The sequence below is a fragment of the Streptomyces sp. NPDC048623 genome (assembly GCF_040650755.1).
Taxonomy (GTDB): Bacteria; Actinomycetota; Actinomycetes; order Streptomycetales; family Streptomycetaceae; genus Streptomyces.
Genome location: NZ_JBEZHV010000003.1, coordinates 350,652 through 364,085, shown reverse-complemented (window position 1 = coordinate 364,085; position 13,434 = coordinate 350,652). Strand labels below are relative to the sequence as shown.

At 71.2% G+C, this 13,434-nt stretch carries 14 protein-coding genes; 8 read left to right on the top strand and 6 right to left on the bottom strand.

Annotated elements, in window-relative coordinates; translation table 11 throughout:
• Positions 1 to 16 precede the first annotated feature (16 nt).
• From AB0C73_RS06835 to AB0C73_RS06820, 4 genes are all read right to left on the bottom strand, one after another.
• Positions 17 to 1,129, bottom strand: a complete 1,113-nt coding sequence (locus tag AB0C73_RS06835; RefSeq protein WP_362525454.1) for an extracellular solute-binding protein — start codon at positions 1,127 to 1,129, stop codon at positions 17 to 19.
• 168 nt (positions 1,130 to 1,297) lie between these two features.
• Positions 1,298 to 2,803: an ethanolamine ammonia-lyase reactivating factor EutA gene (locus tag AB0C73_RS06830; RefSeq protein ID WP_362525453.1), complete on the bottom strand. Its 1,506-nt coding sequence runs from the start codon at positions 2,801 to 2,803 to the stop codon at positions 1,298 to 1,300.
• A 76-nt stretch (positions 2,804 to 2,879) separates the two neighbouring features.
• Positions 2,880 to 4,007: an ethanolamine ammonia lyase-activating protein gene (locus AB0C73_RS06825; RefSeq protein WP_362525451.1), complete on the bottom strand. Its 1,128-nt coding sequence runs from the start codon at positions 4,005 to 4,007 to the stop codon at positions 2,880 to 2,882.
• A gap of 118 nt (positions 4,008 to 4,125) precedes the next feature.
• Positions 4,126 to 4,878, bottom strand: coding sequence for a 2,3-bisphosphoglycerate-dependent phosphoglycerate mutase (locus AB0C73_RS06820; RefSeq protein ID WP_362525449.1), 753 nt, complete (start codon positions 4,876 to 4,878; stop codon positions 4,126 to 4,128).
• Positions 4,879 to 5,012: 134 nt separating this feature from the next.
• On the opposite strand from AB0C73_RS06820, the gene AB0C73_RS06815 reads away from it, so the two are divergent.
• The 5 genes from AB0C73_RS06815 to AB0C73_RS06795 all read left to right on the top strand — a co-directional run bounded on the left by AB0C73_RS06815 (position 5,013) and on the right by AB0C73_RS06795 (position 9,008).
• The gene (locus AB0C73_RS06815) at positions 5,013 to 5,336 is read left to right on the top strand and encodes a 2Fe-2S iron-sulfur cluster-binding protein (protein WP_362525447.1); all 324 of its coding nucleotides are present in this window, start codon (positions 5,013 to 5,015) and stop codon (positions 5,334 to 5,336) included.
• 98 nt (positions 5,337 to 5,434) lie between these two features.
• Positions 5,435 to 6,721, top strand: a complete 1,287-nt coding sequence (locus tag AB0C73_RS06810; protein WP_362525445.1) for an aromatic ring-hydroxylating dioxygenase subunit alpha — start codon at positions 5,435 to 5,437, stop codon at positions 6,719 to 6,721.
• 3 nt (positions 6,722 to 6,724) lie between these two features.
• Positions 6,725 to 7,213: a 3-methyl-2-oxobutanoate hydroxymethyltransferase gene (locus AB0C73_RS06805; protein WP_362525443.1), complete on the top strand. Its 489-nt coding sequence runs from the start codon at positions 6,725 to 6,727 to the stop codon at positions 7,211 to 7,213.
• 49 nt (positions 7,214 to 7,262) lie between these two features.
• Complete coding sequence (locus AB0C73_RS06800; RefSeq protein ID WP_362525441.1) at positions 7,263 to 8,141, top strand: 3-methyl-2-oxobutanoate hydroxymethyltransferase; 879 nt, start codon at positions 7,263 to 7,265, stop codon at positions 8,139 to 8,141.
• Positions 8,142 to 8,144: 3 nt separating this feature from the next.
• A complete protein-coding gene (locus AB0C73_RS06795; protein WP_362525438.1) occupies positions 8,145 to 9,008 on the top strand; it encodes an alpha/beta hydrolase in 864 nt (287 codons plus the stop codon).
• Positions 9,009 to 9,073: 65 nt separating this feature from the next.
• Here the strand turns inward: AB0C73_RS06795 and AB0C73_RS06790 are convergent, their stop codons facing one another.
• Positions 9,074 to 9,520: an RpiB/LacA/LacB family sugar-phosphate isomerase gene (locus AB0C73_RS06790; RefSeq protein WP_362525436.1), complete on the bottom strand. Its 447-nt coding sequence runs from the start codon at positions 9,518 to 9,520 to the stop codon at positions 9,074 to 9,076.
• A 42-nt stretch (positions 9,521 to 9,562) separates the two neighbouring features.
• Complete coding sequence (locus AB0C73_RS06785) at positions 9,563 to 10,504, bottom strand: ABC transporter substrate-binding protein (RefSeq protein ID WP_362525434.1); 942 nt, start codon at positions 10,502 to 10,504, stop codon at positions 9,563 to 9,565.
• Positions 10,505 to 10,580: 76 nt separating this feature from the next.
• On the opposite strand from AB0C73_RS06785, the gene AB0C73_RS06780 reads away from it, so the two are divergent.
• From AB0C73_RS06780 to AB0C73_RS06770, 3 genes are read left to right on the top strand one after another with little or no spacing between them, the layout of a single operon-like run.
• Positions 10,581 to 11,696 (top strand): zinc-binding dehydrogenase, encoded by a 1,116-nt coding sequence (locus AB0C73_RS06780; RefSeq protein ID WP_362525432.1) that lies wholly within the window; start codon positions 10,581 to 10,583, stop codon positions 11,694 to 11,696.
• A complete protein-coding gene (locus tag AB0C73_RS06775; protein ID WP_362525430.1) occupies positions 11,693 to 12,412 on the top strand; it encodes a 4-carboxy-4-hydroxy-2-oxoadipate aldolase/oxaloacetate decarboxylase in 720 nt (239 codons plus the stop codon). The genes AB0C73_RS06780 and AB0C73_RS06775 overlap by 4 nt, the downstream gene beginning before the upstream one ends.
• On the top strand, positions 12,409 to 13,434 hold the full coding sequence (locus tag AB0C73_RS06770; RefSeq protein WP_362525428.1) for an amidohydrolase family protein: 1,026 nt from the start codon (positions 12,409 to 12,411) through the stop codon (positions 13,432 to 13,434). The genes AB0C73_RS06775 and AB0C73_RS06770 overlap by 4 nt, the downstream gene beginning before the upstream one ends.

Below are 13,434 nucleotides of genomic sequence, written 5' to 3'. Positions count from 1 at the left end.
TTTCGGGCTCTGGTGTTCAGTCGTTCTTGGGGACGCCCCGGAGCAGGGCGTCGTAGGCGGAGTTCCACTTCTGGCCGTCGGAGGCGTCGGACTTGTCGAGGCTGTAGACCTCGGTGCCCGGCGGGATCGGGTCCTTGAAGCCGGGGACCTCCTTCGCGGCGGGGATGCGCTTGGAGTCGGCGATGACCCGCTGGCCCTCGGTGAGCACCCAGTCCGTCCACAGCAGGGCGGCGGCGGGGTGCTTCGGTTCCTTCATCAGGGCGAGGCCGTTGGGCCGCAGGATCACCGGTTCGACCGAGGGCCGCCAGGCGACGGGGGCTCCCTTCGCCACCGCCTTGTCCAGGGTGTGGCTGTAGACGGAAGCGGCGATGCCGAACTGGCCGGCGCTCAGCATCTCGCCCTGGACGGTGTGGCCCTTGGTCTGCCGGGCGTTCTTGGCGATCTTGGCGAAGACGTCGTCGACCTTCTCCTGCGACCAGCCCTTCTCGTCGGTGAGGTAGGTGGACATGGCCATGTACCAGTCCCAGTCACCGATCTCGACCGAGATCTTCCCCTTCCACTTGGGGTCGGCGAGGTCGGAGAAGGTCTTCGGCTCCTGGCCGGCGGGGACCACGTCGGTGTTCCAGCCGACGACGAAGGCGTTGAACCGTTCGGCCGTCCAGCCGTCGGGCTTGGTCGCCTCGGGCTTGAGACCCGCCAGGGCGGGGCCCCGGTACTCGTACAGCACGTGCTGGTCCTGGAGGGCGCGCAGCTCGATGTCGTTGGTGTCGACGACGTCGTTGTTCGTCCTGCGGGCGCCGTGCTCCTGCAGGATGCGCTGGAGGACGGTCTCGGAGTTGGCGCGGAAGGCGCGGACCTTGATGCCCGGGTAGGCCTTCTGGAAGCCGTCGACCAGTTCCTGGATGTCGGTGTTGGAGGTGTAGAGGTCGAGGACCCCGCCCTCCTTCTTGGCCGCGGCGAGCAGCTTCTCGGTCCGCTGCGGGCCGGTGAGGCTGTCGTACTCGGCGTAGGCCGTGGACTCCCCGGACCCCTTGGAGTCCGGGGCGCCGGTCGTGACCGGGGTGCCGCAGGCGGCCAGCAGGAGACCGGTGGCCAGCAGTACGGCGGGGAGGGTTCGGTGATGATGCATCGATCGCTCCTTGGGGCGTCATTGCCGGTGGATCGTCGTGCACTGCGAGGGACTGTCGGCCCCTTGACAGGAGCCGTTGACTGCGAATGAAAGCGCAGTTTTGGCCTTATGGTCTAACCATAAGCTGGAAACGTTACCGGACCTTTATCGGTGGTGACCGGTGTCCGGTCAGCCCTGTTCGCGCGGATCCGCGCCGAACACCAGGGACTTGATCGTCACCGGCACGGTGCGCGAGGGGTGCCGCACCCGCCCGATGTCGATGTGGTCGAAGTCGTGCAGGCTCAGCCCGTCCACGACGAGCACCTCGGACGTGACACCGAGCTCCTCGCGCAGCAGCCGGCCCAGCGTCATGGCCACGTCGCCGTCGAGGACGACGTACACCGGCCGGCCGGCCGCGAGGCGTGCGGCCAGGCCGTCGCGGATGCCCGTGGCGAGGGCGAGCAGCCTGCCGTACTCCGGCAGCCCGCTCCACTCCATGGCCAGCGCGACATCGTCCCCGGCCCCCCGGTCGTCGAGGTGATGTCGGACCGCCTCGGCGACCGCCTGTGCGTCGACGGTGTCGCCCAGCGGGTAGCGCGGGCGCACCACGGGCAGGTCGCGCCGCGGCAGCAGGGCGTCCGGGTCGCTGATGAAGCCGGTGTTGCCGCTCAGCTGGACGCTGTACTCCGAGGCGCCGAGCGCGGTGGCGCGGATGCACTCACCGGCCGGCAGCAGCGGCCAGGGGATGTCCCCGGCATCGAGCCGTCGGCGCACGGCGTGCCCGAGCCGTCGGCCCAGGTCGCCGAAGTCGCGTTCCTCGCGCCCGTAGACGTACTCCGCCACGCCGCCGGAGAACAGCACCCCGTCGAGCGGGCCGGGATCACCGAGCCGTTCCGTGAGGTACAGGCCGTCCGCCCCGGGCGAGCCGCGCAGCACGTCCACGAGGGCCTGTGCCATGGCCTCGGCGACCTGGTCAAGATCCTCGGGGCGGACCGTGTCGCCGAGCCGCCAGTCGAAGCCGGCCCGCGCCGCGTGGCGCCGGCCGGCCGGCTCCAGGCGGACGATCCGCCCGTCCTCGCCGGTCACCTGGAGGCGGCCGCCGATGTGGACCGCCGCGGTCGTGAGCACGACTCCGCCCTCGACCACGGCGAGCTTGGTGGTGCCGCCGCCGATGTCCACGACGAGGAGCCGTCGTCGCTCCTCGTAGGCACGGCGGGCGGCACCGGAGCCGTAGGCCGCGAGCCGGGCCTCCATGTGGTGGCCCGCGGTGGCGGTCACCAGCTGGCCGCCGCGCTCGGCCAGGACGCCGGCGATCGCCTCCGCGTTGTGGCGCCGCAGTGCCTCCCCGGTGAGGATGACCACCCCGGTGTCGATCTGCTCGGGGCTGACCCCGGCCGCCCCGTACGCCTCGTCGATCAGCTCCCCGAGCCGGACGGCGTCGATGTGCTCGCCGTCGGTGTACGGGGTCAGGGCCACCGGTGACAGATAGCGCGTCTCCCGGGAGATGACGTGGTAGCGGCTGGTCAGCTCCTCGCCGATGCGCCGCAGCCGGATCCGGGAGAACAGCACCTGTGTGCCGGAGGAGCCGATGTCGATGCCCACGCTGTGCAGGGTGACGTTGTCCTGCTGCCAGATCGGGTTGTCCTCGATCGGGCCCAGGGGGTCGTCGTCGTGGTCGTGCGTGTGCGCGGGCACGTGCGGGGCGTGGACGGTGCGTGGGAGAGGGGCGGTGCGCGCGGGAGGGCCGGTGTGGGTGTGCACCACGTCCGGCTCAGCCTTCGGTGCCGGGAAGCGGCGGCAGGGTCTCCAGCTCCGACGCGTAGGTGGCGTCCATCTGCGGGGTCATGTCCTGCTTGGCGAGGGCCTCGCGGAAGGTGTCGCGCACGAAGGGGGACTCGTCGGCGTAGTCGATCTGGTCGCCGCCGATGCGCCGGCTGATCCACGCCTTCGGCACGCCCTGGGCGTTGCGCATGGACACGACCTCGTGCTTGAAGGCGAGGTAGCGGCTCGGCTCGGTGCTGGTGTTGAAGTGCTGGTGGAACCACATGTTCGGCGGCACGATGAGCGAGCCCGGGCCCCACTCGTAGCGGCGCGGCTCCTCGCCCTCGGGCCACATGAGGCTGTAGCCCTCGCCGGACAGGATGATGACATGGGCGCCCGGACCGTGCCGGTGGCCCTTCTTGTAGGTGGCCGTGGGGAACTGCGAGATGTGGCTGTTCATCGAGCCCTTGGCCATCGCGAAGCGGATGTGGCCGCCGCCCGCGCCGCGCTCCTTGGCCTCCACCAGCGGCAGGGAGACGGAGTCCGCCACGAAGTTGGTGTCGAGGAGCAGGCCCCGCTGCTCTCCCTTGGGGGAGAAGTAGTCGGGCTCGCCGTTGAAGCGGTCAGGGAAGTCGCGCGGGGTGTCGAAGACGAACTCGGGGTCGCCGTAGAGGTTGATGACCGGCGGCATGTTCGTGGAGGACACGAAGCGCGCGGCCTTCTGGCCGGAGCCGTTGAAGTGCTGGTGGTGCGCGTTGAGCGGGATGGCGAAGATCGAGCCGGTCTGCCACTCGAAGGTGACCGAGGCCCCTTCGTCGTTCCACACGCGGGTGGAGCCCTGGCCGTCGAGGACGAGGATCATCTCCTCGAACAGCTGGCGTCGCGGGGCCAGCTTGCCGCCGGCCGGGATCTCGCACACGTAGCAGTCGTTGGAGGTGCGGGTGGCCTCGTGGTTGATGAAGACCCCGCGCCCGCCGCGGCTCTCCCAGGGCTTGAGCTCCACGGTGCGCAGGTCCGGGATGTAGTGCGCGGCGATGATGTCGAGACCTTCGTCTGCGACCCAGCGGGTGTACGGGGAGTCCTTCTCGGTGGCGAACTTCGCTGCGAACGTGTCGTCGACGATGGCGTCCTTGGACATCGGGACCCTTCCTGGTTTGTCGCGCCGCTGAGCGGGGCGTACGAGGGCTGGGATTGGTAGAACCATAAGTCCACGTAGTTGGCCCGTCAACGGATCTGCAGAGTCCGGAAATGCGACGCTAAAAGCCCTGCTCGGCCACGGATTTGGCGGCCGCGCGGGCGCCCTCCGGGTCCAGATAGCGTCCGCCGCGCAGGAGTGGACGCAGTCGCGCGTCCAGTTCGTAGCAGAGCGGCATACCGGTCGGAATATTACGTTCCGCTGTCTCGTCCGGTGTCAGCGCGTCCAGGTGGGAGACCAGGGCGCGCAGCGAGTTGCTGTGGGCGGTGACCAGGACGGTGTGCCCCGAGCGGAGCTCCGGCGCCACCACGCCGTACAGGTAGGGAAGAAGCCGGGCGCGTACGTCCGCGAGCGACTCGCTGCGCGGCAGTCGCGCCGCGTCGAGGTCGCCGTAGCGCGGATCTCCCGCGTAGGCGGCCGCCTCGTGGTCGGGGAGCGGAGGCGGTACGGCGTCCACGGAGCGGCGCCAGCGCCGGTAGGCCTCCTCTCCGTACCGGGCGCGTACGGCTCTGCGCTCAAGGCCCTGAAGGGCGCCGTAGTGCCGCTCGTTGAGGCGCCAGGTGTGGGCGGGGGTGACGTCGGGGCGGCCCGCGGCGGCCAGGGCCAGGGCGCAGGTGCGTACGGCGCGCGCGAGGTTCGAGCTGTGCGCGCGGGTGGGGCGCAGCCCGTGGGCGAGCAGCAGCCGGCCGGCCTCGTGGGCCTGGCGCTCGCCGCGCGCGGTGAGGGGGACGTCGATCCATCCGGTGAAGGCGCCGCGGGCGTTGCCCTGGCTCTCGCCGTGGCGCAGCAGCACCAGGGTCCGGGGGTGGCTCATGACGGGTCCCTTTCCTTTCTCTTGTTTCTCTCTTCACGCATATGGTCCAATGGACAGACCATAAGGCAGAGTGTGGATGTCGGCCCGTGCCCCCGGTACGGGAATGGTGTCAACTTCCAGCAGAGGGAGGGACCTTGACCAAGGTCATCTTCGTTGCCTCCGACGGGCCCCAGCACATCGTCGACGCCCAGCCCGGCGACTCCGTGATGTCCGCCGCCGTCCGCAACGGCGTCCCCGGCATCGTCGCCGAGTGCGGCGGCAACCAGTCCTGTGCCACCTGCCACGTGTGGGTGCGCGAGGAATTCGCGGAACTCGTCGGCCCGCCCGGCGACATGGAGGACGACCTCCTCGACCTCGCGGTGTCGGAGCGGCGCGCGACCAGCCGCCTGGCCTGCCAGATCGCGCTCACCCAGGAGCTGGCGGGGCTGACCGTGGACATCCCGCCGGCCGAGTCCTGAGACCCGAGCCCTGAGACCCGAGTCCTGAGCCCCGAGCACCGCCCGCAGCAGCAGCCTCAGCCGCCCCGTCCGGGGCCCAGCAACCGAAGGGAAACCCCGTGCTCCGTCAAGAGATCAACGAGCTGCTCACCCAGACCGGCCCCGGCACACCGATGGGCGAGATGTTCCGGCAGTACTGGATCCCGGCCCTGCTCGCCGAGGAGCTTCCGGAGAACGACTGCCCGCCCGTGCGGGTCAAGCTCCTCTCGGAGCGCATGATCGCCTTCCGGGACAGCGAGGGCCGCTACGGCCTGATGGACGAGTTCTGCGCCCACCGCGGCGCCTCCCTGTGGTTCGGCCGCAACGAGGAGGGCGGGCTGCGCTGCCCGTACCACGGCTGGAAGTACGACGTGACCGGCCAGTGCACCGACGTGCCCTCCGAGGCGGACAACTCCAGCTTCTGCCAGAACGTCAAGCTCACCTCGTACCCGCTGGTCAAGATCGGTGACGTGCTGTGGACCCACATGGGCGACGCGGCCACCCGGCCCGAGCCGCCGGAGTTCGAGTGGATCCACGTGCCCGCCGAGCAGACCTACACCTCCAAGCGCTGGCAGCAGTGCAACTGGCTGCAGGCCTTCGAGGGCGGCATCGACTCCAGCCACGTCACCTTCCTGCACTCCGGCGGCCTCAAGTCGGACCCGCTGTTCAAGGGCGCCAAGGGCAACGAGTACAACCTCAACGACACCAAGCCCTTCTTCGAGGTCGCCGACTTCGAGGGAGGCCTGTTCGTGGGCGCCCGGCGCAACGCCGAGGAGGGCAACTACTACTGGCGCATCACCCCCTATGTGATGCCCTCGTTCACGATGGTGCCGCCGCGCGGCGACCACCCGGTGCACGGCCACTGGTGGGTGCCCATCGACGACGAGAACTGCTGGGCGTACTCCTTCGACTACCACCCCGTCCGGCCGCTGACCGACACCGAGCGCCAGGCGATGAAGGACGGCCACGGCGTCCACAGCAAGAACATCCCCGGCACCTACCGGCCGGAAGCCAACATGGACAACGACTATCTGATGGACCGTGAGGCCCAGCGAAGCGGCGAGATGTACTCGGGCATCCGGGGCATCGCCATCCAGGACTCCTCGCTGCAGGAGTCGATGGGCCCGATCGTCGACCGCACCAAGGAGCGCCTGGTGCCCGCCGACAGCGGCATCATCAAGGCCCGCCAGAAGCTGCGGAAGGCGGCGATCGCGCTGCGCGACGAGGGCGTCGTTCCGCCCGGGGTCGACCCCGAGCACCACAAGGTCCGCTCGGTCGCGATCGTCCTGCCGCAGGCGGAGTCCTTCCTGGACTCCTGCCGCGACGCGGTCAAGGTCGTGCCGGGCACCCCGCAGACCTCGGTCTGATCCATGGGATCCATGGGTCAGGCCGGCTTGCGGCTGAGTGAGAGCGCCCGGGCCGCCTCGGCCCACGAGTCCCGCTTCCGCATCGACGCGCCCATCGCCCCCGCCCGGACCGCGCGGATCGTCGCCCTCGACGACCGCGCGGCCGGGGTGGCGCACCGGCTCGCCGCCCGCCGGTGGGCCGGCGCGCGCTTCTACACCGCGGTCAGCACCGAGACCCTGCACCGGCTGGACGGCACCCCCGTCCCGCTGGACGGGGTGATCGCCCGCACCGACGTGGTGGTCGTGCTCGCCACCGAGGACCGCGGCCACCGGGTGGCCGCCGCCATCGGTGCCGTCTGCCGGCGGCGCGGCATCACCACGGCCGGTGTGGTGCTCGGGGAGGGGTACGAGGCCGGCGAGGCGGTCGCCGCCCTGCGGCCGTACGCCCGGGTGCTGCTGCTGTCCGCGGACGAGAGCGACGCGGTCGAACTGCTCACCGCGCTCAGGGTGTAGACCCTGAGCGCGGTTTCCGCCCGAGAAACTGATAAGGAGTGCGGAACCTGTGACGGACAAGGTGACGCTGACCGCGCTGCGGCGCATGAAGGACGAGCGGCGCAAGATCGTCGGAGTGGTGGCCTGGGACTGCCAGATGGCCCGCATCGCCGACCGGGCCGGGGTCGACCTGATCTCGGTCGGCGACACCGTCGGGGTGAACCTGTGGGGGCACACCAACCCCTTCGAGATCACCATGGACGAGATGCTGGTCGTCACCAAGGCGGTGCGGCGCGGCACGAAGCGTGCCCTGCTGAGCGCGGACTTCCCGTACGGACCGCTCCAGGAGGGGAGTGCGGCCGCGGTACGGGCGGCGATCCGCTTCGCCAAGGAGGCCGGGGTCGACCTGGTCAAGCTGGATGCGGCCGCCGACTATCCGGAGGCGGTCGAGGCCGTCACGCGGGCCGGCGTCCCGGTGTTCGCCCAGTTCGGCATCACCCCGCAGACCGCGCTGCGCTACGGCGTGGAGTACCGGGAGATCCCCTCGGCCGCCGACCAGGTGCCCGAGGAGATGCTGGAGGCGATGGTCGCCGAGGCGAAACGCCTTGAGGAGGCGGGCGCCGTCCTGCTGAACTTCACCAACTCCGGGCCGGTGGTGGGCGCCGCGGTGGCCGCCGCGGTCTCGGTGCCGGTGGTCGGCGGCTTCGGCGGCGGCCCCTGGCTCGACGGCCGGATGCGGATGGCGAACGCCGCGATCGGCTACTCCGCCGGGTCCCTTGACGACCCGCCGGAGACGTACGCGCACGTCGCCCGGATCGCCCTGGACGCGCTCACCGCGTACCGCGAGGACGTGGTCGCCGCCCGGCAGATCGCGGGCGGCATCCCGGTGCCGGCCCCGGTGCCCGCGTCCGTGCCCGCTTCGGCGTCGGCGCCGGCAGAGGAGGGCTGACCCGTGCCCACGGCCGTCATCGACGGGATCAGCACCCGGTACGAGGTCACCGGGGACGGGCCCCCGCTGCTCATGTTCTCGCCCGGCGGCTTCGACTCCAGCCTGGAGGCCTGGCGGACCACCGGCGTCTACCGCCGGCTCGGCCTCCTGGACCGCCTTGCCGAGCACTACACGTGCGTCACCTTCGACCGGCGCGAGTCCGGCAGCTCCGGCGGCCGCCTGGAGCGCCTGTCCTGGGAGGGGTACGTGCGCCAGGGGCTCGGCCTGCTCGACCATCTGGACATCGACCGTGCCTTCCTGATGGGCGGCTGCGTCGGCTGTTCCACCGCGGCCGCGCTCGCCGTGGCCGCGCCCGGGCGGGTGGCGGGCATGGTCCTTTACTCGCCGGCCGGCGGGGTGCACTACCGGCGCAAGCAGCACCAGCGGTTCGACGCCCACCTCGCCTACGCGGCCGAGCACGGGCTGCGGGGCGTGGTGGACCTGGCCCGGTCCACCGGGGAGGGCTTCTCCAAGGAGCCGCGGGTGGGACCCTGGTCCCATGTGCTGCGCCGTGACGCGGAGTTCGCGAAGGAGTACGCCGACTGCGACCCGGAGCGCTACCGCACCCTGGTGACCGGCAGCGCCCGGCTGCTCTTCGACCGGGACACGGTGCCGGGCGTGGAGCCGGAGGACCTGCTCACGCTGCGCGTGCCGGCGCTGATCGTGCCCGGCCAGGACACCTCGCACGCGCCCTCGGCGGCGCGCTATCTGCAGGAGTGCCTGCCGGTCAACGAGTACTGGGACGTCCCGGTCGCCGAGCAGACGGACTCCACGGCTCCGGAGCGGATCCTTTCCTTCCTCTCCGGGGCGTGTCTTTCCGACATGTGACTCTCCGGTACGTGAACGGCCGTCGGCCCCGGGTCACCCCCCGGGGCCGACGGCCATTGCGTGTCTCAGCCCTGCTCGCGTTCCAGGGCGGCGATCTGGTCCACCCTGCGCCGGTGGACGCCGCCCTTGAACGGAGTCGTCAGCCACGTCTCCACGATCTGCTCGGCCTCCTCGTCCTCAAGCACCTTGGCGGGCAGGACGAGCACGTTGGAGTCGTTGTTGCCGCGCGAGATCCGCGTGAACCACAGATCGGGGCAGAGCCCGGCGCGGATGCCCGGCAGCTTGTTGCAGGTGATGGTCTCGCCCAGGCCGCTGCCGCCGAGCACGATGCCGCGGTCGGCCGTGCCCTCGGTCACCCGCGCGCACACCCGTACGCACAGCTCCGGGTAGTCGACCTCCTCGGGTGTGTGGCTGCCCAGGTCCGCCACCGTGTGGCCGGCCTCGGTGAGCCAGGAGACGAGCCGGCCCTTGAGCCGGAAGCCGTTGTGGTCACCGGCGATGGCGATACGCATGCGGATCACTTCCCTGTCCCTGCGTGTGGTGCGGACGACGGCTCAGCCCACCAGGTCCCGGGCCGCCGGGGCGAACAGCTCCTCCAGCGGCCGCGGACGGCTCAGGATCCGCTGGTCCACCGCGTGCCTCAGCAGCGCTTCGAGCACGCCCCGGTTGGGCTCGATCCCGTACGGCAGCGGATCGGCGCCGGTCAGCCGCATGACCCGGCGGTGCATGGCGTCGGTGGCGGTGTCGCCCTCGCCGGCCCGCAGCCGCTCCACGTACCGCTGCTTGGAGCGGGCGAAGGCGTCGAAGACCTGGGCCGCCAGCTCGGGATTCCGATCGAGCAGCTCGTCGCGGACGACCACCAGATGGTTGATGGGGAAGAGGCCGCGCTCGGTGAGCGCCCGGTAGCCCGCCTGCTCGGCGTCCGGCAGCAGCGGGACGAGCTGTTCGGACTCGGGCCTGATGCCGATCGCGGCCGCCAGGTCCCCTGCCACGAGGGCCTCTTCGAGGGTGCGGCCGGGCTTCAGCGACTCGACGTTGCCGGGCGGCGTGTAGTCGGCCACGTGCTCGTCGCCGGAGAGCACCCAGGTGACCTTGGACAGGTCGACCCCGTACTCCTCCTGAAGCACGGAGCGGGCCCACACCCCCGTGGTGACGGTGTAGCCGCGGCTGACGCCGACCCGGCGGCCTTCGAGGTCCTTGGGGTCGGTGACCGGAGCACCGGTGTGGTGATGGATCGCGCCGTGGTGGAAGCCGCGCACCAGGAAGGCAGGCACGGCCGTGAAGCGGGCGCCGTGCTCCTTGGCCACCAGATAGGTGGTGAGCGCCATCTCGCTGATGTCGTAGGCGTGTTCGCGGACCATGCGGCGGAAGGCGTGGACGAGGACCGGGACCTCCTCGAAGTCGAAGGAGAAGCCGTGAGGCCTGACGGCCCCGGTCTTGAGCGCCTGGTTGTTGCCCTGGGTCCGGGTGACTGTCCGTAGTTGATCATCCGTCATGACGGAAAGGTAGCATGGTCAGACCATCAGTCCATAGACTGTCGTCATACGACGGCTTCCACCCCGAGGAGGGGTCATGGCAGAAACAGTGCGGGCTGCGGTCAGGACGGCGCCGGGTGTCACCGAGATGCGCGAACTGCCCATGCCCGACGTACCGGCGGACGGAGCACTGCTGAAGGTCGAGGTCGCCGGGATCTGCGGCACCGACGCGAAGATGTACGGCAAGCCCCCGTTCCCCGACCCGGTGATCATGGGACACGAGAACGTCGGCGTCATCGCCAAGGCGGGCAGGGAGTTCACCGCCCGCAAGGGCCTGGTCGAGGGCGACCGGGTCTTCGTCGAGCACTATGTGGGCTGCTTCCGCTGCGCCTGGTGCCACGCGGGCGAGTACCGGCACTGCGAGACGACCGACTGGCGCACCAACCCCGACGCCCGGCGTTACGGCTACACCTCCTGCGAGAAGCCCGGCACGCTGTGGGGCGGCTTCGCCGAGTACCTGTACCTGCCGTGGAACGCGGTCACCCACAAGGTGCCCGACGGTGTCTCGGCCGAACTGGCCGGTCTGGTCACGCCGTTGTCCAACGGCATCGAGTGGGCGCTCGTGACCGCCGGAGTGGGCTACGCCTCCACCGTGCTCATCCAGGGCCCGGGCCAGCAGGGCCTGTCCCAGGTCGTGGCCTGCAAGCAGGCGGGCGCCTCGCAGATCATCGTCACCGGCACCACCCGGGACGCCGCCCGCCTCTCGCTCGCGCAGGAACTCGGCGCCGACCACGTCATCGACGTCCTGGAGGAGGACGCCCTGAGCCGGGTCAGGGAGCTCACCGGCGGCCGCGGTGTCGACGTGGTCCTCGACTGCACGGCGGGCGCGGGCACCTCACCCGTACTCCTCGGCATCAACGCGCTCAAGCGGCGCGAGGGCGTCATGGTCTCCCAGGGCGAGCTCGCCGCGTTCCCCGACTTCCCGCTGAAGAAGCTCACCGAGAAGTCCATCGCGCTCAAGAGCGCCCGCGGCCACAGCTACCGCTCCTGCGAACTGGCCCTGGAGCAGCTCGCGTCGGGCCGCTTCCCGCTGGAGAAGCTGGCCACGCACACCTTCCCGCTGCACGAGGCGGACCGGGCGATCCGGACCGTCGGCGGCGAGACCGGAGAGGACGCCGTCCACGTGTCCCTGCTGCCCTGGGCGGCCGCATGAGCACGGTCGTCACCCGCACCCCCCGCACCGACCTGGCCGTCGTCGACGCCCTCGCGCGGTACGGCGTCGCCACCGTGCACGAGGCGCAGGGCCGCACCGGCCTGCTCGCACCCGCGCTGCGCCCGGTGTGGCCGGGCGCCCATGTGGCCGGCAACGCGGTCACGGTCAGCGTCCCGCCCGGCGACAACTGGATGATCCACGTCGCGGTCGAGCAGTGCCGCGAGGGCGACATCCTGGTCGTCTCCCCGACCACCCCCTCCGAGGCCGGCTACTTCGGCGACCTGCTCGCCACCTCGGTGGCCGCGCGCGGGGTGCGCGGCCTCGTCATCGACGCGGGCTGCCGCGACGTGGCCGACCTGCGGGAGATGGGATTCCCCGTGTGGGCCCGGCACATCAGCGCCTTCGGCACCGTCAAGGAGACCCTGGGCGACGTGAACCTGCCGCTGGCCTGCGCCGGGCAGATCGTCCACCCCGGGGACGTGATCGTCGCCGACGACGACAGCGTGGTGGTCGTGCCGCGCGCGCGGGCCGCCGTTGTCCTGGCCGCCTCCCGGGCCCGCGAGGAGAAGGAGGCGGCCCTGCGCAAGCGCTACCAGGGCGGCGAACTCGGCCTGGACGTGAACCACATGCGCGAGCGGCTCGCCGCCAAGGGCCTCACCTACGTGGAGGCCGGCGGACCAGGGGAGCCCGACGGATCCGTGGAGGCCGACGCGTGATCATCGACATCCACGGCCACTACACCACGGCCCCCGCCCCCCTCCAGGCCTTCCGGGACGCCCAGTTGGCCCGCCTGGCCGACTCCTCGCTGCCGGTCCCGCGGCCGGCGCCGATCAGTGACGACGCCCTGCGCGAGAGCGTGGAGCACAACCAGCTGAAGGTCCTGCGCGAGCGCGGCGGCGACCTGATGCTGTTCTCCCCGAAGGCCTCGGGCATGGAGCACCACGTCACGGACCCGGCCACCGCCCGGGCCTGGGCGCGGATCTCCAACGACCTGGTGCACCGGGTCGGCGAGCTGTTCCCGGAGCACTTCGCCCCGGTCTGCCAGCTCCCGCAGACCCCCGCGGGCGGGGTCGCCGACGCGGTCGCCGAACTGCGCCGCTGCGTCGGTGAGCTGGGCTTCGTCGGCGCCAATCTCAACCCGGACCCCTCCGGCGGCCACTGGACGGCCCCGCCGCTGACGGACCCCTCCTGGTTCCCGCTCTACGAGGCGCTGTGCGAGCTCGACGTGCCGGCCATGGTGCACGTCTCCAGCGCGTGCAACCCGGTCTTCCACACCCTGGGCGCGCACTACCTGAACGCCGACACCACCGCGTTCATGCAGCTCCTCCAGGGCGGCGGCGAACTCTTCGCCCGCTTCCCCGGCCTGCGCTTCGTGATCCCGCACGGCGGGGGAGCGGTGCCGTACCACTGGGGCCGCTACCGGGGCCTCGCGGTCCGCATGGGCCTGGCGGACCCGGCCGGACTCCTCGGCAACATCGTCTTCGACACCTGCGTCTACCACCAGCCCGGCATCGACCTGCTGACCCGGGTGATCGGCACCGAACACGTGCTGTTCGCCTCGGAGATGCTCGGCGCCGTCCGCGGGGTCGCCCCCGAGACCGGCATCGCCTGGGACGACACCCGGACGTACGTGGACGCCGCCGGCCTCACCCCGGACCAGCTGCACCAGGTGTACGAGGCGAACGCCCGCCGGGTCTATCCGCGCCTGGACGCCAGGCTCCGTTCCCAGGGAAGGTGA